The sequence below is a fragment of the Vibrio hibernica genome, assembly GCF_015223435.1.
GTDB lineage: Bacteria > Pseudomonadota > Gammaproteobacteria > Enterobacterales > Vibrionaceae > Vibrio > Vibrio hibernica.
Genome location: NZ_VHKO01000008.1, coordinates 45,898 through 64,329 on the forward strand (window position 1 = coordinate 45,898; position 18,432 = coordinate 64,329).

Here is an 18,432-nt window from a genome sequence, read left to right on the forward strand (position 1 = left end):
TGCCCAAATTAATTACCGTTAAATAACCATTAAATAGCCGCTAAAATAAGAAGTAATCACATTAACTCTGCCAACATATCGACATTATATTCCGTTAAATCTTGGCCCGTTTTTAGCTTTTCAATGTAATCAGGATTAGCAATTAATGGTCGCCCAATAGCAATCAAATCAAAGTCATTATTTTCGATATGTTTAGCCGCTTGCTGAGCAGAGTAACCACCCACCGCCATAAAGGTGCCCGTAAATTGCTTACGCATATATTCAGATACCTTACCGCCTAAATGCTCATATACAACGCTGTCATCAAAAATACCAGAGTGTACATAAGCCAGATCGCGAGTCGACAACTGTGCTAACAGATAATCAAACACTTCTTTATCGCGAGCATCGATCTCTATATGCGTATAAGCCGCTGGAGATAAACGAATAGCAGTACGGTCTTTACCAATTTCAGCACTAATTGAGTCGGTAATGTCTAATGCAAAACGTGACATATTCTCTGGTGTTTGACCATATTCATCCTCGCGACGATTAGTGTCAAAATGCAGGAACTGGTCAATTAAATAACCATTAGCAGCATGAATTTCCACACCATCAAATCCGGCTTCCACTGCGTTTTTTGCTGCTTGAGTATAATCTGCCACTAACTGATCAATATCTTCAGCTGTCGCCGCTTTAGGCATTTCGTAACTAAACTCTCGAGCTCTTGGCAGTGTTCCCTCCTCTTTTAGCGCAGAAGGTGCATAAACTGTCCCCTCACCAAAATAATGAGAGTGAGCCTGACGACCTAAGTGCCAAAGCTGAGCAAAAATCTTACCGCCATTTTCATGTACAGCCGCCGTCACTTTTTTCCAACCATCAATTTGTGCTTGAGTAAACAACCCTGGCGTATTGGGAAAGCCTTGTCCATCCGCGCGAATAATGGTCGCTTCACTGATGATTAATCCAACATCTGCACGGCGAGCATAATAAGCCACCATTTGTTCAGTTGGCACTAAATCATCATCGGCCATACAGCGAGTCAGCGGTGCCATTGCAATGCGATTAGCCAACGTCAGCGTGTCATTCAAACGATAAGGTTGAAACAAAATATCGGTCATAGTGGATTCCTGTTTGTGTCATATAAAAACAATCAAAAGAAGAAGCTGATAGGAATAAACTCTCAGCAAATAGAAAGGCGGATGTTTTATTTTATTCACGTCTTATTTGTCAGATATGAGGGAGATGAAGAATATTTTCAAGGCATGATATTTTGTAGCACATAAATCATCCCGCCAGACTCTTTCTATCCCTACAACAATCGGGTATGTTAAATAGTTCGTTTTTCTACCCGCTCATGGATAAAAGTGTTATGCAGTTTTCTAAATTTGGTGACAAGTTCAATCGTTATTCTGGTATTACTCAATTAATGGATGACCTTAATGACGGCCTGCGTACACCGGGTGCAATTATGCTTGGAGGGGGAAACCCAGCCGCTATCCCAGAAATGGTAGAATATTTCAAACAAGCCAGCGCCGACATGCTCGCCAATGGTGAGTTAATTAATGCCATGACCAACTACGATGGCCCGCAAGGCAAAAACACCTTTACTGAAAGTTTAGCCAAACTATTAAAAGACACTTATGGTTGGGATATTAGCAGTAAAAACATCAGCCTCACTAACGGTAGCCAAAGTGCTTTTTTCTCCATTTTTAATCTATTCGCAGGTCAGCAAAGTGATGGCCATCATAAGAAAATACTTCTGCCACTGGCACCTGAATATATTGGCTACAGCGATGCGGGAATCGATGACGATATCTTTGTGTCTTACCATCCAGAAATTGAAATACTGGAAAATCGCATATTCAAATACCACGTTGATTTTGAGCAAGTGCATGTGGATGGTTCGATAGCGGCTATTTGCGCTTCACGCCCCACCAACCCAACCGGTAATGTATTAACTGATGAAGAGGTTGGTAAGCTCGATAAATTGGCGCGTGACAACAACATTCCATTGATCATCGATAACGCTTACGGTACACCTTTTCCTAATATTATCTTTGAAGATGTAACGCCTTTTTGGAATCAAAACACCATATTGTGTATGAGCTTGTCTAAGCTAGGTTTACCCGGTGTGCGTTGCGGTATCGTGATCGCCAGTGAGGTAATGACTCAAGCCATGACCAACATTAACGGCATTGTTAACCTCGCGCCGTGCAGCATCGGCCCAGCGATTGCCAATCACATGATAGAACAAAGTGACTTATTACCATTAAGCGAAAATATAATTAAGCCATTTTACCAGCGCAAAGCCCTGCATGCGGTGGAATTATTGCAAGCCGCTATTTCTGATCCTCGTTTTAAAATTCACAAACCGGAAGGGGCTATTTTTCTATGGTTATGGTTTGACGAGCTACCAATCACTACCATGGAATTGTATCAACGCTTAAAAGTTCGCGGGGTATTAATTGTTCCCGGCGAATATTTTTTCTTTGGGCAAGAATCTAAAGCAGAAAAATGGGATCACGCGCATCAATGCCTGCGCATGAACTACGTGCAAAGTGATGAAGATATGCAGCGCGGTATTGAGATCATTGCCGAGGAAGTGAATAAGGCGTATCAAGGAAAATTTTAAAGTAAAGCCGCTAAATAAAATTTTCTAAATAACAAAAAAGGGTGCTAATCAGCACCCTTATCTTCATTTATTAACATATCAACCGACTCGATTATTTATCTTCGAGAAGTTTACTGCCATTAATCGCAATTTTACGCGGTTGCATCGCATCTGGAATTTCACGCTCGAGATCGACATGCAGTAAACCATTTTCCATGGTTGCGCCAATCACTTTGACATAATCAGCTAGCTGGAATTTACGTTCAAAATCACGCTCAGCAATGCCTTGGTAAACGTAACTTTTTCCTTCTTCAGCTTGACGCTCACCACGTACAATCAGCATATTTTCTTGTTGGGTGATATCCAGCTGTTCATCAGAAAAACCCGCCACCGCCATCGTGATACGATAGTGATGCTCGTCTTTTTGCTCGATATTATACGGTGGGTATCCACCAGAAGTGTTCTTGGCATTATTGGATTCCATTAGGTTGAATAAACGATCAAAACCAATGGCATTACGATATAGGGGAGTAAAATCTACATTACGCATAAGACTATCCTTTTTATTAAGCAATAGTGTGCAAGCATTCAACAGTTGTGACTTGCAGTTTAAGTTGTGTGCTTTTCAAGTAACCCTAATGGCGAAACTGAATAAGCGGTAACCAAAAATGACCCTAACGGCATCACCTTCATTTATCTATATGAGGATGCAAAGGTTAACTTTCAAGTAGGGAAGAAAAAACCCTCGACATTACTGGCGAGGGTTTTGAATGTTTATTTAACTAACAAGTATTTTCTATACGTCTAGGTTCGCCACTTTCAATGCATTGTCTTCGATGAATTTACGACGCGGTTCAACTTGATCGCCCATTAATGTAGTGAACAATTCATCCGCAGCAACTGCATCGTTAATGGTGACTTGCATCATGCGACGCGTTTCAGGATCCATAGTGGTTTCCCAAAGTTGATCTGGGTTCATCTCACCCAGACCTTTATAGCGTTGCAGAGAAAGACCACGATGAGATTCTTTAATTAACCAATCAAGCGCTTCTGAGAACGAGCTAACAGGTTGACTACGTTCGCCACGTTTAACATAAGCGCCAGCTTCAATCAGACCACCTAACGCTTCAGATAAATCAGCCAAACGAGCATATTCTTTTGAATTCAATAAATCTAAAGATATCACGTATTCATGCATCACACCGTGAGTACGAACCACCAGCTTAACAATGCTCACACCCAACTCTTCGTGTTTTTCCACTTCAAGTGAGTATTGGCTTGCACCTACTTCTTTAGCATTTAGTTGCTCAACCAACGTTTGTCCCCAAGCTTGTACTTGCAGGGCATCTTTACTCATTTCAGCCGTTAGGCGAGGAATGTAAGTCAGCTCATTAATCATCGCGTGTGGGTAACGACGGCTCATACGTTTAACCAGTTTCATGCCTTCGTTGTATTGAAGCACTAACTTCTCAAGATGCTCACCTGTTAGCGCGGGCGCATCAGCGTTAACATATAAACCAGCGTTATCAAGTGCAAGACCTGCTTGGTAAAGCTCCATTGCATCTTCATCTTTAATGTATTGTTCTTGCTTACCTTTCTTCACTTTATAAAGTGGTGGTTGGGCAATATATATGTAGCCACGCTCAATAAGCTCTGGCATTTGACGATAGAAGAAAGTCAGTAACAAAGTACGGATGTGTGAGCCATCGACATCGGCATCTGTCATGATGATGATGTTGTGATAACGCAATTTATCTGGATTGTATTCATCACGCCCGATACCACAACCAAGTGCAGTAATAAGCGTGGCGACTTCTTGTGAAGACAACATTTTATCGAAACGTGCTTTTTCAACGTTTAGAATTTTACCTTTCAGTGGCAAAATCGCTTGGTTTTTACGGTTACGCCCCTGCTTGGCACTACCGCCAGCAGAGTCCCCTTCCACAATGTACAGTTCAGAAAGAGAAGGATCTTTTTCTTGGCAATCGGCAAGTTTACCCGGCAAACCGGCTAAATCGAGTGCGCCTTTACGACGAGTCATATCACGAGCTTTACGCGCAGCTTCACGAGCACGAGCGGCATCAATGATCTTGCCACACACAATTTTAGCTTCGCTTGGGTTCTCAATTAAGAATTCAGACAATTTTTCATTCATTGCTGATTCAACCGCTGACTTCACTTCACTTGATACCAGCTTATCTTTGGTTTGGCTTGAGAATTTTGGATCCGGTACTTTCACTGAAACGACAGCGGTTAGACCTTCACGTGCATCATCACCCGACGTAGCTGCTTGAGCTTTCTTCGAGTAGCCTTCTTTGTCCATGAAATTATTCAGGGTACGCGTTAGAGCGCCACGGAAACCTGCTAAGTGAGTACCACCATCACGTTGTGGAATGTTGTTGGTAAAACAGTAAACCCCTTCTTGGAAGCTATCATTCCATTGCATGGCGACTTCAACCGTAATGCCATCCTCTTCACGAGCATGATCAAAATAGAATATTTTTTGATGAACAGGAGTCTTGTTGCGATTTAGATGCTCAACGAAAGCACGAATGCCACCTTCAAACATAAAGTGATCAGATTTATCTACTTCACGCTCATCGTTTAAACGAATAGAAACACCAGAATTCAAGAAAGAAAGTTCACGTAAACGCTTAGCGAGAATATCGTAGTGAAATTCAATATTGTTGAAAGTTTGATCACTTGGCCAGAAACGGATTCGAGTTCCTGTTTCTTCTGTTGTTCCAGTAACAGTCAGTGGCGCTGCTGGTACACCATGATGATAAGTTTGTTGGAAAACTTGACCATTACGCTTAATGGTTAATTCTACTTTTTCAGACAAGGCATTCACAACCGAAACACCTACACCGTGTAAACCACCAGAAACTTTATAGGAGTTATCATCAAATTTACCACCGGCATGCAATACGGTCATAATAACTTCAGCGGCAGATACACCTTCTTCTTCGTGTAATTCTGTCGGAATACCACGACCGTCATCACTAACCGAAACTGAATTATCTTCGTGAATGGTGATAATAATATCAGAACAATGACCGGCTAACGCTTCATCAATTGAGTTATCGACGACCTCGAAAACCATATGGTGCAGACCAGTACCGTCATCGGTATCACCGATATACATTCCTGGACGTTTACGTACGGCATCTAGCCCTTTAAGTACTTTAATACTCGATGAATCGTAAGTGTTCGACATGTATTGTTCTCGCCTTAATTATCTTTGCTCTATTTTGCCATGTTCCACATGAAACATCCTGCTATTTTCACTTTGCATCTCAGCAATGTGACTTGCAGTAATAGCGCTTATAAAAACCTGTGCCTGCGTCTGCTTCAAATATTCAGCAAAACGTGTGCGACGTTGACCATCTAGTTCTGATGCAAAATCATCAATTAAATAAATACACTGTTTGTCTGTCGCTTGGCTCAAATGTTGGCCTTGCGCCAGTCGCAGCGCGCACACCATTAATTTCAACTGACCTCGTGACAATATATCTTCTACCGGTGTTGCATGAATTTTAAGTTTTAAATCGGCTTTATTGGGGCTACTAAATGTGTAACCGAGCTGCTGATCACGCTCAAAATTGTGCTTCAAACTATCCGCGTATGGGGTGTCTTTATCCCAGCCTCTATAATACTGAATTTTCACTTCAAATTCAGGTAAAAATACTGCGCAAATTTGTTCTGCAATCGGTTTAAGTTGAACCACATACTCCAACCGCCACTGACTAATCGTTTCCGCCAATTGTGCCAGTTCTTGATCCCAATAACTGAGTTCTTGATAACTACGAGCTGTCTTTAATAAGGCATTACGCTGCTTCATTAATCGCTTAAATCGTGCCCATGCTTGATAAAAATGGGGTTGAGTATGAAAAACACCCCAATCAATAAATGCACGACGAAATTTAGGTCCTTCGGTTAATAACTCAAAGCCTTCGGTGTGAATCAATTGCAACGGCAATGTCTGGGCAAGCTGAGCTATTTTTTGCCCACCTTGGCCACCAATTTTAACTTCACTACTGCCATCACGCTGCTTATTAATACCAATCGGCAATTCATAGTCGTCGCTATTAATAAAACGGCCATGCACAAACAACTCACTATTGTCATGCTGGATCACTCGCCCGGTTAAACTGGTACGAAATGAACGGCCATGCCCCAACAGATAAATAGCCTCAAGCACACTGGTTTTGCCGCTACCATTCGGTCCGATAAGAAAATTAAAGCCTGATGATAGTTCGAGATCACAGGCTTTAATATTACGAAATTGTTGAATGGCTAATCGTGCTAACGGCATAGATCAACCACCGACTCTATTTAAGAGTAACATCATATTTTACAGACGTATTGGCATAACAACGTACATGGCTGACGAATCATCGACATTTTCAACCAACGCACTGGCATTAGCATCACTTAATGACATACGAACTGTTTTGCATTTTAAGGTGTTTAAAATATCCAACACGTAGCTAACATTGAAACCAATCTCTAACGGCTCACCTTGGTAATTCACATCAAGGTTTTCTTCTGCTTCTTCTTGCTCTGGGTTGTTGGCAGTAATACGCATTTCAGAGCCAGATAAATTAACGCGAACACCACGAAACTTTTCATTCGATAAAATAGCAGCACGCGAAAATGACTGACGCAGCGCATCACAATCAGCGTCAAGTGTTTTATTGGTACTTTGTGGCATTACGCGACGATAATCAGGGAAGCGACCATCGACCAGTTTAGAGGTAAAGGTAAACTCATTTACATTGGCGCGAATATTTGAACTGCCAATTTGTAAGGTTACGTTTTCGTCTGGGCGATCAAGCAACTTAACTAATTCAAGTACACCTTTACGCGGAACAATCACTTGTTGTTGATTAAACTCACCCACTAAGCCAGTTTCAGAAACGGCCATACGATGACCATCGGTCGCAATCGAACGTAGGGTATTGCCTTCAATCTCAAATAACATGCCGTTTAAATAATAACGTACATCTTGATTTGCCATTGAGAATTGAGTTTTTTCCACTAAACGACGCAACTCACCTTGAGTGACCGTGACTTGCGCGTCACTTTGCCAATCTTCGATATTAGGGAAATCGGTGGCTGGTAATGTGGTTAATGAAAAGCGACTGCGGCCTGATTTCATTAATAATCGATCGTTTTCATAAGTAATGTCGATATGTGCATCATCGGGTAAGCCTCGACAAATATCTAAAAACTTACGTGATGGCACCGTTGTACTGCCCGGTTCAAAGTGATCGGTCAACGCTAAACGGCAAACCAGCTCGACTTCAAGATCGGTAGCGGTAATGGATAACTCACCGTTTTCCACTTTAATTAACAAGTTACCAAGAATAGGTAACGTCGAACGTCCACCTAAAGCGCCAGAGACTTGTTGTAAAGGTTTTATCAATTGGGTGCGATCAATAGTAAATTTCATTATCTACTCTAACTAATAATGTTATATATAATGGTGAAGATTAAGACGATAAAGTACGGATTAAATTTGAGTAATCTTCTTTTATATCGTGGCTTTCTTCACGCAATTCTTTAATTTTACGGCATGCATGCAAGACAGTAGTATGATCTCGCCCACCAAAAGCATCACCAATTTCAGGCAAGCTATGGTTAGTAAGTTCTTTTGATAATGCCATTGCCACTTGACGTGGACGCGCAACAGAACGAGAACGACGCTTAGATAATAAGTCAGCCATCTTAATTTTGTAGTATTCCGCCACCGTTTTTTGGATATTGTCGATGGTGACCAACTTTTCTTGCAACGCCAGTAAATCTCGTAATGCTTCACGTACAAAATCGATAGTAATTGGACGGCCAGTAAAGTTTGCATTCGCGATCACGCGGTTTAATGCACCTTCAAGTTCACGCACATTAGAACGCAGACGTTTAGCAATAAAGAATGCCACTTCATCAGCTAAAGTAATTTGATGATCCTCAGCTTTTTTCATCAAAATAGCTACGCGAGTTTCAAGCTCTGGTGGCTCAATCGCAACGGTCAACCCCCAACCAAAACGAGATTTCAGCCGATCTTCTACTCCGTTGATCTCTTTCGGATAACGATCCGAGGTTAAGATGATTTGCTGATTGCCTTCTAATAATGCATTAAAGGTATGGAAAAACTCTTCTTGCGAGCGCTCTTTGTTGGCAAAAAATTGAATGTCATCGATAAGCAATGCGTCAAGGCTTCGGTAGTAACGTTTAAATTCTTCAATGGCATTGTTTTGTAGCGCTTTTACCATATCTTGTACAAAACGCTCTGAGTGCATATAGACAACACGCGCCCCAGGTTTGTTTTCAATAATGGCATTACCTACTGCATGCAAAAGGTGCGTTTTACCTAACCCCGTTCCACCGTATAAAAATAATGGATTATAAGAAAGTCCCGGATTATCAGAAACCTGTTTTGCTGCCGCTAAACCAAGCTGATTCGATTTACCTTCAACAAAGTTATGAAACTTATGTTTAGGGTTAACATTAGAGCGATGATTTACATCAATCACAACTTCACGTTGACCCGTATCCCAAGATTTATTTAGTGGGCGGCTTTGTTGTACTTGCGCAGGCCCAGACGATTCTGCTGCTACATCAGCCGCAGTACGTTTTGGTCTAGAAACAGGAGCATGAGTCGGTTTACTCCCTACTTCAAAATGCAAATTGGGCGTATCTGAACCACAAAACTCTTTGAGCAATCCATTAATACTATGAAGATATTTATCACGAACCCAATCGAGCACAAAACGATTTGGTGCAAATAGAGTGAGTGTATTGTCATTAAGTTCAGCCTGAAGAGGACGAACCCACATACTGAACTCAGTGGCGGGAAGCTCTTCTTGAAGTTGTTGCAAGCACTGCAACCATAGCGAAGACGACACAGAAACCTCACACGAAATGAAATGATCTTAAAGGAAAGCGATTCTACATCTCAACAAGCAAGATCACCAGAGATAGATCCTTATAATAATGAATAAGATCTCAAGTTATTCACAGATTTTCATTATTAATCCGTATTTAGTCACAAAATAAAATCCATATTGTCTATTAATATAGTCATAACTGTTAATAAGGTTAAAGTTATCCCCAAAATGGCATTTACTATCACTTCCATTAAAAATAAGCATTTACTGACATTAACAACATCTTATTCATACTTTATACAAAATAGATCCCAAGTAAGGTTTAATCACAATGAGTCATGATCCATATAAGCAAGATCAACGGTATAATTTGTATATAAATTGTGGGTATAAATAGATCTTAGGATGATCCTTGCACTTGCTCACATAAACCGTATAATCCGCACACAGATTTTTAGGCCAATTGGTTTTTTACTCCGTATTAAATACTGTTTATTAAGCCTCGTAGGCATTGACTCTTTGGTTGTCAATGATTACAATTCCGCCTCTTTGTTGAGAGGTGTCGGATAAAACATCTCACACCGGGTTTAACAAGAACCTATAAACTACTGATCAGTAAAGGTAATTACCATGAAACGCACTTTTCAACCTACTGTTCTTAAACGTAAACGCACTCACGGTTTCCGTGCTCGTATGTCTACTAAGAACGGTCGCAAGACAATTAATGCACGTCGTGCAAAAGGCCGTAAGCGCCTTTCAAAATAATTTTTGAATTATTTTGACTAAGTCTACTTTTACTCGGGAGTTACGTTTGTTAACTCCCGAGCATTATCAAAATGTCTTTCAGCAAGCTCATCGAGCAGGCTCCCCTCATTTCACTATTATCGCTCGCAATAATACACTCTCCCATCCAAGACTTGGATTAGCAGTTCCTAAAAAACAAATCAAAACCGCCGTTGGTCGTAATCGTTTTAAACGCTTAGCCCGTGAAAGCTTTCGTTTACAGCAAAACCAATTGCCAAGTAAAGATTTTGTCGTAATTGCAAAAAAGAGTGCTCAAGATTTGAGTAACGAAGATGTTTTTAAAATATTTGAGAAGTTATGGCATCGCCTATCTCGCCCTTATCGTGGTTAACTATCGGGTTAATAAACCTATATAAAGGATTAATCAGTCCCTTAATTGGCCCACGATGTCGATTTACACCGACGTGCTCTACTTATGCTATTGAAGCTATAAAAGAGCATGGTTGTGTAAAAGGGTGTTGGTTATCTGGCAAACGTTTATTAAAATGCCATCCTTTACATGCTGGGGGATATGACCCTGTCCCACCCAATCAAAAACACGACAGAGATAAATAACAATGGATTCTCAACGTAATATTCTGTTAATCGCTTTTGCTCTAGTAAGTTTTTTATTATTCCAACAATGGAGTAATAAAGATGCTCAACCGGAGAAAGCGCCAGTACAACAGACTCAAGCTAACACTAGTTTGTCAAATGATCATGCCGAAGCATCAGCCGATCCATTATCTCCTCAGCATACAAAAACGGTTCCTGCAGCCACTACCATCAAAGTTCACACTGATGTGTTAGATCTTGCTATCAACCCTGTAGGTGGTGATGTTGTTTCTGCTAAATTAAACAAATACGCAGCAGAATTAAAATCAAAGAATGCATTTGTACTACTACAAGATACTCCTGAGCATGAATATATCGCACAAAGCGGTTTAGTCGGCCCTCAAGGTATTGATATCAGTAGCTCAAAACGACCTCATTATAAGACTACAGCACAATCTTTCACGCTTGCTGATGGGCAAAATGAATTACGTATTCCTCTGACTTACTCAGCAAACGGCATTCAATACACCAAAACATTTATCATTAAGCGTGATAGTTACGCGATTGATGTTGTATACGGTATTAATAACCAATCAGGTCAAGATGCTACCGTTGGAATGTATGCACACTTACGCCAAACAATGATCGAAGGTGGTGGTCACATTGGTATGCCTGTTTATACTGGTGGCGCATTCTCAACATCGGATAATAAATATAAAAAATACAAATTTGATGAGATGAAAGACAAAAACCTTAACGTGACTTTAAGTGACGGACAAGGTTGGGTTGCTATGCTGCAACACTATTTCACTTCAGCTTGGATCCCACGTAATCAACCAGGCACTATTCTTTATTCTCGTGTTATTGGTAATGTAGCAGATATTGGTGTTCGCACACCGAATCAAGTTATTGCTAATAATCAAAGCACCGAAATTAAAGCCACGCTTTGGGCTGGTCCTAAATTACAAGATCAAATGGCCGCGGTTGCTCCTCACCTAGATCTTGTGGTCGACTATGGTTGGTTATGGTTTATTGCCAAACCTCTTCACTCATTACTTTCATTTATTCAAAGTTTTGTAAGTAACTGGGGTGTCGCAATTATTCTACTGACTTTCATTGTTCGTGGTGCAATGTACCCACTGACAAAAGCTCAGTATACCTCAATGGCTAAAATGCGTATGCTGCAACCAAAAATTGCCGCTATGAAAGAACGCTTAGGTGATGACCGTCAACGTGTTAGCCAAGAAATGATGGCGATGTATAAAGAAGAGAAAGTTAACCCATTAGGTGGTTGCTTCCCTATTCTTCTTCAAATGCCTATCTTCATTGCGCTTTATTGGGCATTGATGGAGTCGGTTGAATTACGTCATTCACCATTCTTTGGTTGGATCCACGATTTATCTGCGCAAGACCCGTATTACATTTTGCCAGTATTGATGGGTATATCTATGTTGATCATTCAAAAAATGAGTCCAACAACGGTTACCGATCCAATGCAGCAGAAAATGATGATGTTTATGCCGCTTATCTTCATCTTCTTCTTCTTATGGTTCCCATCAGGTTTGGTTCTTTACTACCTAATGTCAAATATTGTTACCTTGGTACAGCAAACGTTGATTTACCGAGCGCTAGAGAAAAAAGGCTTACACTCTAAAAAAAGTAAAAGCTAACTCTTAACAATCAGTACCAATATTAAGGCGGCCTTTATGGTCGCCTTTTGCTTTATTGATATTTAGTCGATAATCTATTATTTATTTCCACCTTTCATTGGTTCCATTATGACAACAGAAACAATCGTAGCTCAAGCAACCGCTCTCGGTCGAGGTGGTGTCGGCATTATTCGTGTATCAGGCTCTAAAGCAACTCAGGTCGCTCAAGAAGTTCTCGGACGTGCAGTAAAACCTCGTTATGCCGAATACTTACCTTTTAAAGATGAACAAGGAAAACAGCTCGACCAAGGCATTGCCTTATTTTTCCCTAATCCCCACTCTTTTACCGGTGAAGATGTCCTTGAACTACAAGGTCATGGCGGCCCAGTGGTTATGGATATGCTGATCAAACGTATTCTTAAAATTGATGGTATTCGCGCAGCACGCCCTGGTGAATTCTCAGAACGCGCTTTTCTCAATGACAAAATAGATTTAACCCAAGCAGAAGCTATTGCCGATCTCATCGATGCAAGTTCTGAAGAGGCAGCAAAATCAGCGTTAAATTCTTTACAAGGTGAGTTCTCTGGTCGTATTAATAAGCTTGTTGATTCACTTATCTATCTACGTATTTATGTCGAAGCAGCCATTGATTTTCCGGAAGAAGAAATAGATTTTTTAGCCGACGGGAAAGTCAGCAGCGATCTACAAAACATTATTGATAACCTTGCAGCGGTTCGAAAAGAAGCCAATCAAGGAGCTATTATTCGAGAAGGAATGAAGGTCGTCATAGCAGGTCGACCTAATGCGGGTAAATCCAGTCTGTTAAACGCTCTATCAGGTAAAGAGTCGGCTATCGTTACCGATATAGCAGGAACCACTCGAGACGTATTACGCGAGCATATACACATTGATGGCATGCCATTGCATATAATCGATACCGCGGGGCTACGTGAAGCCTCTGATGAAGTTGAACGAATAGGTATTGAACGAGCTTGGGATGAAATAGCCCAAGCCGATAGAGTTTTATTTATGGTTGATGGCACTACCACGAATGCTACCGATCCAAAAGAAATCTGGCCCGATTTAGCTGAACGTTTACCTGAAAATATAGGTATGACGGTGATCCGTAATAAAGCCGATCAAACCAATGAAGAACTCGGTATTTGCCATATTAATAACCCAACCTTAATTCGCCTCTCCGCGAAGACAGGAGAAGGTATTGACGCTCTTCGTGAGCACTTAAAAGACTGTATGGGGTTTGCTGGTGGCACAGAAGGCAGCTTTATGGCCCGCCGTCGCCATCTAGAGGCCCTCGATAAAGCTGCCGAACATTTACAGGTAGGACAACAGCAACTTGAAGGCTATATGGCAGGGGAAATCCTAGCAGAAGAGCTACGCATTACTCAGCAATACTTAAATGAAATCACTGGGGAATTTAACTCAGATGATCTATTAGGTCGTATTTTCTCTTCTTTCTGCATAGGAAAATAGTGATCTAATAAACACCAAAAATAATGCTGAAAAACTAGTAAAAATAACGATATATCAGATAAATATAAACCCTTCATCTTAACGTGAAGGGTTTTATTTTACCTCAATAACTGTTCGCAATTTTCCTCGCAAAACTCTACTATTTCTTTCTATGTAATCCGAAAATAATAAAGGAATAGCCATGATCCATATCATCACAGGAAGCACACTCGGTGGCGCTGAATATGTCGGCGATCATTTAAGTGATCTTCTTATCGAAAAGGGTGCACAGACCACCATCCATAATCAGCCTAATCTTGCAGAAATAGAAGCAAAGGGAATTTGGCTTATCATCACATCCACTCACGGTGCTGGTGATTATCCTGATAATATTCAATCATTTATGAATAATATAAAAGACACGCCACCACGGATGTCTGATGTATCTTTTGCCGTTATTGCGATTGGAGATTCAAGTTATGACACTTTTTGTGCTGCCGGTAAAGATGCAAGAGCCACCTTTATTGATATTGGAACCCAAGAATTATGCCCACCTTTAGAAATAGATGTCATTAACATATCAATACCAGAAGATGCTGCCGAGGAATGGTTAAATGAAAATATAAATTTCTTCATTTAATAGACAAAAACAAAGCATTTTTCATTTATGATCACTTCATTCCAAATGAATATTTATAAAAATTTTGCCTATTTTTGGACATTTAAGCATTAACGTAAAAACTGTTCGGTCAAAAAACGAGCAATTAGTATGTGGATAACTACCCATTAACCCTGTGATCTTCACGTAGTTATTCACTTAATAACTAATTAAAAAGATCCACCTGTGTATAACTAGCCATTTTGATCCCAGCTAATACCATAGATGATCCAAGCTAGATCACAGGAAAGGATCCTCCTAAACTCCATGATCTTAAAGATCATTTATTGATTATCCACAAGATCGAGCTTCCTTAATAATAGATCTAATAAAAGATCTATATAAAGATCTTATTTATATTAAGAGCTTTGAGCCCTTTATTTAATTAGACAAATCGATTCTCTCTTCGCATGAAAAAAGGTAGAATAACGCTCCTTTTATTTCCCGATCATCTAAAGTAAATGATCAACTATTGAACTCGAGGTCTGCTCATGTTTTATCACGAAAACTTTGACGTCATTGTCGTTGGTGGTGGCCATGCAGGAACGGAAGCTGCATTGGCATCGGCACGAACAGGCCAAAAAACGTTATTGCTCACTCACAATATCGATACATTAGGCCAAATGTCTTGCAACCCCGCGATTGGGGGAATTGGCAAGGGCCACTTAGTAAAAGAAGTGGATGCTCTTAGTGGTTTAATGGCTCAAGCTATTGATAAATCAGGAATTCAATTCAGAACGCTTAATGCATCCAAAGGGCCAGCAGTACGTGCAACTCGAGCGCAAGCTGATCGTTTATTATACAAATCTGCAGTAAGACAAACGTTAGAAAATCAACCTAACTTGACGTTATTTCAACAAGCGGTTGATGATTTAATTGTTGAAGGTTCTCAAGTTATTGGTGTCATCACTCAAATGGGCCTTAAATTTAAAGCTCAGGCAGTCGTGTTAACGGTAGGAACATTCTTGGGTGGAAAGATCCATATCGGACTCGAAAACTTCTCAGGTGGTCGTGCTGGCGATCCACCATCTATAGCCTTAGCAAATCGTCTGCGTGATCTTCCATTTAGAGTGGATCGTTTAAAAACAGGGACACCTCCTCGTATTGATGCACGCACTGTTGATCTTTCATGCTTGGAACAACAACATGGTGATACCCCGATCCCAGTATTTTCATTTATGGGAAAAAAAGAAGATCACCCAATGCAGATCCCATGCTTTATCACATATACCAATGAAAAAACGCATGATGTGATCCGTAATAATTTAGATCGTAGCCCTATGTATTCTGGCGTGATCGAAGGTATTGGCCCACGTTATTGCCCATCGATTGAAGATAAAGTAATGCGTTTTGCCGATAAAAATAGTCATCAGATTTTTATTGAACCAGAAGGGTTAACAACAACAGAATTGTATCCTAATGGGATTTCAACTAGCTTGCCATTTGATGTTCAAGTGAAAATTGTGCAATCAATGAATGGTTTTGAAAATGCGCAGATCATGCGTCCTGGTTATGCAATTGAATATGATTTCTTTGATCCTCGTGATTTAAAACAAAGCTATGAAACCAAATTTATTAATGGTTTGTTCTTTGCGGGACAAATTAACGGCACTACCGGTTATGAAGAAGCCGCGGCTCAAGGGCTGATGGCGGGCTTAAATGCTTCGTTGTACACCCAAGGCAAAGAGTCTTGGAGTCCTCGCCGTGATCAAGCTTATATGGGCGTATTGATTGATGATTTATCTACGATGGGCACGAAAGAACCGTATCGTATGTTTACTTCTAGAGCTGAATATCGATTATTGTTGCGTGAAGATAATGCCGATTTACGTTTGACCGAAAAAGGTCGTGAACTTGGTTTAGTCGATGATGCTCGTTGGGCGCGATTTAATCAAAAAGTTGAACATGTTGAGCAAGAACGCCAGCGTTTAAAAGATATTTGGGTTAATCCAAAGTCGGACAATATTGAACAACTTAATCAATTATTAAAAACCCCTATCACTCGCGAAGCTAACGGTGAAGATCTTCTTCGTCGTCCTGAAATGACATATGAGAAACTGACCAGTTTAGATGTGTTTGCTTCACAAGTTGACGACCAACAAGCGACTGAACAAGTAGAGGTCCAAGTTAAATACGAAGGGTATATTCAACGTCAACAAGATGAAATTGAAAAATCATTGCGCCATGAAAATACTAAGTTACCGGTTGATTTAGAATATTCTGATGTAAAAGGACTTTCTAATGAAGTGGTATTGAAGCTTAATAATTCCAAACCAGAAACGGTTGGTATTGCCTCTCGTATTTCCGGTATTACACCGGCTGCGATTTCAATCTTATTAGTTCACTTGAAAAAACAAGGCCTCCTAAAAAAAGGTAATGCGGCATGAACTCCAGTTTAGTTAATCATAATCTAAGAGATAAACTAGATTCATTACTGTCTCAAACTGATTTGGTCGTGAACGATTTACAACGTGATCAACTAGTTGGTTATGTTCTGATGTTAGATAAATGGAATAAAGCCTATAACTTAACTTCCGTCCGTAATCCTATGGATATGTTAGTCAGGCATATTCTTGATAGTTTAGTGGTGAGCCCATATCTTACTGGTTCACGTTTTATTGATGTAGGGACAGGACCTGGTTTACCGGGGATCCCACTGGCTATTTTAAATCCAGAAATGGCGTTTACTTTACTTGATAGTTTAGGTAAACGTATTCGTTTTATTAAGCAAGTGGTGCATGAACTAGAAATAAGCAATGTCACACCAATACAAAGTCGAGTTGAAGAATTCGATCCTGAGCACGGTTTTGATGGCGTTATCAGTCGCGCATTTGCTTCGATAACTGATATGGTTGAGTGGTGTCATCATTTACCTAAATTAGATGGTGGTATTTTTCTTGCGCTAAAAGGGCAATTACCTGAAGATGAAATTGCTCAATTACCAAAAGCTTTTGCTGTTATTGATATCAAAGTTCTTCAAGTTCCAGAGTTAGAGGGTGACCGTCACTTGGTCTTGTTGGAAAAAAAGGAATTATAACGAGGTAGTCGTGGGTAAAATCATTTCAATTGCGAATCAAAAAGGTGGCGTTGGTAAAACCACAACGTGCGTCAACCTTGCTGCATCAATGGCTGCAACTAAAAGAAAAGTGCTTGTTATTGATCTTGATCCTCAAGGTAATGCGACCATGGCCAGCGGTGTTGATAAATATGCTCTTGATTATACCGCTTATGATTTATTAGTTGATGAAGTCCCATTTGATGATGTGGTGCGTAAAAATACATCTGCTGGTTATGATTTAATTGCGGCCAACGGTGATGTTACTGCGGCTGAAATCAAGCTTATGGAAGTATTCTCTCGTGAGTTACGTTTAAAGCACACATTAGCTAACGTAAAAGATAACTATGATTATATTTTTATTGATTGCCCCCCTTCGCTTAACTTATTAACAATTAATGCTATGGCAGCTTCACAATCAGTGTTAGTGCCTATGCAATGTGAATACTTTGCTTTAGAAGGTTTGACTGCTCTAATGGATACCATTAGCAAATTAGCAGCAGTAGTTAATCATGATCTTAAAATTGAAGGGATTTTACGTACCATGTTTGATCCTCGAAATCGTCTTGCTAATGATGTTTCAGATCAACTTAAAAAGCACTTTGGCGATAAAATGTATCGCACAGTGATCCCACGTAATGTTCGTTTAGCGGAAGCGCCAAGTCATGGAAAGCCCGCTATGTATTACGATAAATATTCTGCTGGCTCTAAAGCATATCTAGCTTTAGCTGGAGAAATGCTGCGTAAAGAAGAGCTTCTTATTACGACTCCATAATAATTTT

Annotated in this window: 16 protein-coding genes; 10 read left to right on the forward strand and 6 right to left on the reverse strand. The window is 40.3% G+C overall.

What is annotated here, in order from left to right; all coding sequences use genetic code 11:
• Nucleotides 1-56 precede the first annotated feature (56 nt).
• Nucleotides 57-1,100, reverse strand: a complete 1,044-nt coding sequence (locus FH976_RS05550) for an alkene reductase (protein ID WP_194089913.1) — start codon at nucleotides 1,098-1,100, stop codon at nucleotides 57-59.
• 251 nt (nucleotides 1,101-1,351) lie between these two features.
• Between FH976_RS05550 and FH976_RS05555 the strand changes: the two genes are divergently transcribed.
• The gene (locus tag FH976_RS05555; RefSeq protein ID WP_194089914.1) at nucleotides 1,352-2,614 is read left to right on the forward strand and encodes a valine--pyruvate transaminase; all 1,263 of its coding nucleotides are present in this window, start codon (nucleotides 1,352-1,354) and stop codon (nucleotides 2,612-2,614) included.
• A gap of 91 nt (nucleotides 2,615-2,705) precedes the next feature.
• Here FH976_RS05555 and FH976_RS05560 read toward each other — a convergent pair whose 3' ends face one another.
• The 5 genes from FH976_RS05560 to dnaA form a co-directional block, all read right to left on the reverse strand.
• The gene (locus FH976_RS05560; RefSeq protein ID WP_194089915.1) at nucleotides 2,706-3,143 is read right to left on the reverse strand and encodes an Hsp20 family protein; all 438 of its coding nucleotides are present in this window, start codon (nucleotides 3,141-3,143) and stop codon (nucleotides 2,706-2,708) included.
• Nucleotides 3,144-3,389: 246 nt separating this feature from the next.
• Nucleotides 3,390-5,810: a DNA topoisomerase (ATP-hydrolyzing) subunit B gene (gene gyrB / locus FH976_RS05565; protein WP_194089916.1), complete on the reverse strand. Its 2,421-nt coding sequence runs from the start codon at nucleotides 5,808-5,810 to the stop codon at nucleotides 3,390-3,392.
• A gap of 18 nt (nucleotides 5,811-5,828) precedes the next feature.
• Nucleotides 5,829-6,908 carry a DNA replication/repair protein RecF gene (recF, locus tag FH976_RS05570; RefSeq protein WP_194089917.1) on the reverse strand — a complete coding sequence of 360 codons (1,080 nt, stop codon included), beginning with the start codon at nucleotides 6,906-6,908 and terminating at the stop codon, nucleotides 5,829-5,831.
• A gap of 39 nt (nucleotides 6,909-6,947) precedes the next feature.
• Nucleotides 6,948-8,048, reverse strand: a complete 1,101-nt coding sequence (dnaN, locus tag FH976_RS05575; RefSeq protein ID WP_194089918.1) for a DNA polymerase III subunit beta — start codon at nucleotides 8,046-8,048, stop codon at nucleotides 6,948-6,950.
• A 40-nt stretch (nucleotides 8,049-8,088) separates the two neighbouring features.
• Entirely contained in the window at nucleotides 8,089-9,498 is a 1,410-nt protein-coding gene (gene dnaA, locus FH976_RS05580) for a chromosomal replication initiator protein DnaA (protein WP_194089919.1), read from the reverse strand.
• 612 nt (nucleotides 9,499-10,110) lie between these two features.
• On the opposite strand from dnaA, the gene rpmH reads away from it, so the two are divergent.
• The 9 genes from rpmH (at nucleotide 10,111) to FH976_RS05625 (ending at nucleotide 18,425) form a co-directional block, all read left to right on the forward strand.
• Complete coding sequence (rpmH, locus tag FH976_RS05585; protein WP_190332020.1) at nucleotides 10,111-10,245, forward strand: 50S ribosomal protein L34; 135 nt, start codon at nucleotides 10,111-10,113, stop codon at nucleotides 10,243-10,245.
• Between the two features lie 46 nt (nucleotides 10,246-10,291).
• Entirely contained in the window at nucleotides 10,292-10,615 is a 324-nt protein-coding gene (gene rnpA, locus FH976_RS05590; RefSeq protein WP_228767350.1) for a ribonuclease P protein component, read from the forward strand.
• Nucleotides 10,582-10,839 carry a membrane protein insertion efficiency factor YidD gene (yidD, locus tag FH976_RS05595; protein WP_194089921.1) on the forward strand — a complete coding sequence of 86 codons (258 nt, stop codon included), beginning with the start codon at nucleotides 10,582-10,584 and terminating at the stop codon, nucleotides 10,837-10,839. The genes rnpA and yidD overlap by 34 nt, the downstream gene beginning before the upstream one ends.
• A 2-nt stretch (nucleotides 10,840-10,841) precedes the next feature.
• Nucleotides 10,842-12,488: a membrane protein insertase YidC gene (yidC, locus tag FH976_RS05600; RefSeq protein WP_194089922.1), complete on the forward strand. Its 1,647-nt coding sequence runs from the start codon at nucleotides 10,842-10,844 to the stop codon at nucleotides 12,486-12,488.
• Nucleotides 12,489-12,596: 108 nt separating this feature from the next.
• A complete protein-coding gene (mnmE, locus tag FH976_RS05605; RefSeq protein ID WP_194089923.1) occupies nucleotides 12,597-13,958 on the forward strand; it encodes a tRNA uridine-5-carboxymethylaminomethyl(34) synthesis GTPase MnmE in 1,362 nt (453 codons plus the stop codon).
• Between the two features lie 181 nt (nucleotides 13,959-14,139).
• Complete coding sequence (gene mioC / locus FH976_RS05610) at nucleotides 14,140-14,577, forward strand: FMN-binding protein MioC (RefSeq protein WP_194089924.1); 438 nt, start codon at nucleotides 14,140-14,142, stop codon at nucleotides 14,575-14,577.
• Nucleotides 14,578-15,086: 509 nt separating this feature from the next.
• A complete protein-coding gene (gene mnmG / locus FH976_RS05615) occupies nucleotides 15,087-16,982 on the forward strand; it encodes a tRNA uridine-5-carboxymethylaminomethyl(34) synthesis enzyme MnmG (RefSeq protein WP_194089925.1) in 1,896 nt (631 codons plus the stop codon).
• Nucleotides 16,979-17,632 carry a 16S rRNA (guanine(527)-N(7))-methyltransferase RsmG gene (gene rsmG / locus FH976_RS05620; protein ID WP_194089926.1) on the forward strand — a complete coding sequence of 218 codons (654 nt, stop codon included), beginning with the start codon at nucleotides 16,979-16,981 and terminating at the stop codon, nucleotides 17,630-17,632. Before mnmG ends, rsmG begins: the two co-directional genes overlap by 4 nt.
• Nucleotides 17,633-17,642: 10 nt before the next feature.
• The gene (locus FH976_RS05625; protein ID WP_194089927.1) at nucleotides 17,643-18,425 is read left to right on the forward strand and encodes a ParA family protein; all 783 of its coding nucleotides are present in this window, start codon (nucleotides 17,643-17,645) and stop codon (nucleotides 18,423-18,425) included.
• The last annotated feature ends 7 nt before the right edge of the window (nucleotides 18,426-18,432 follow it).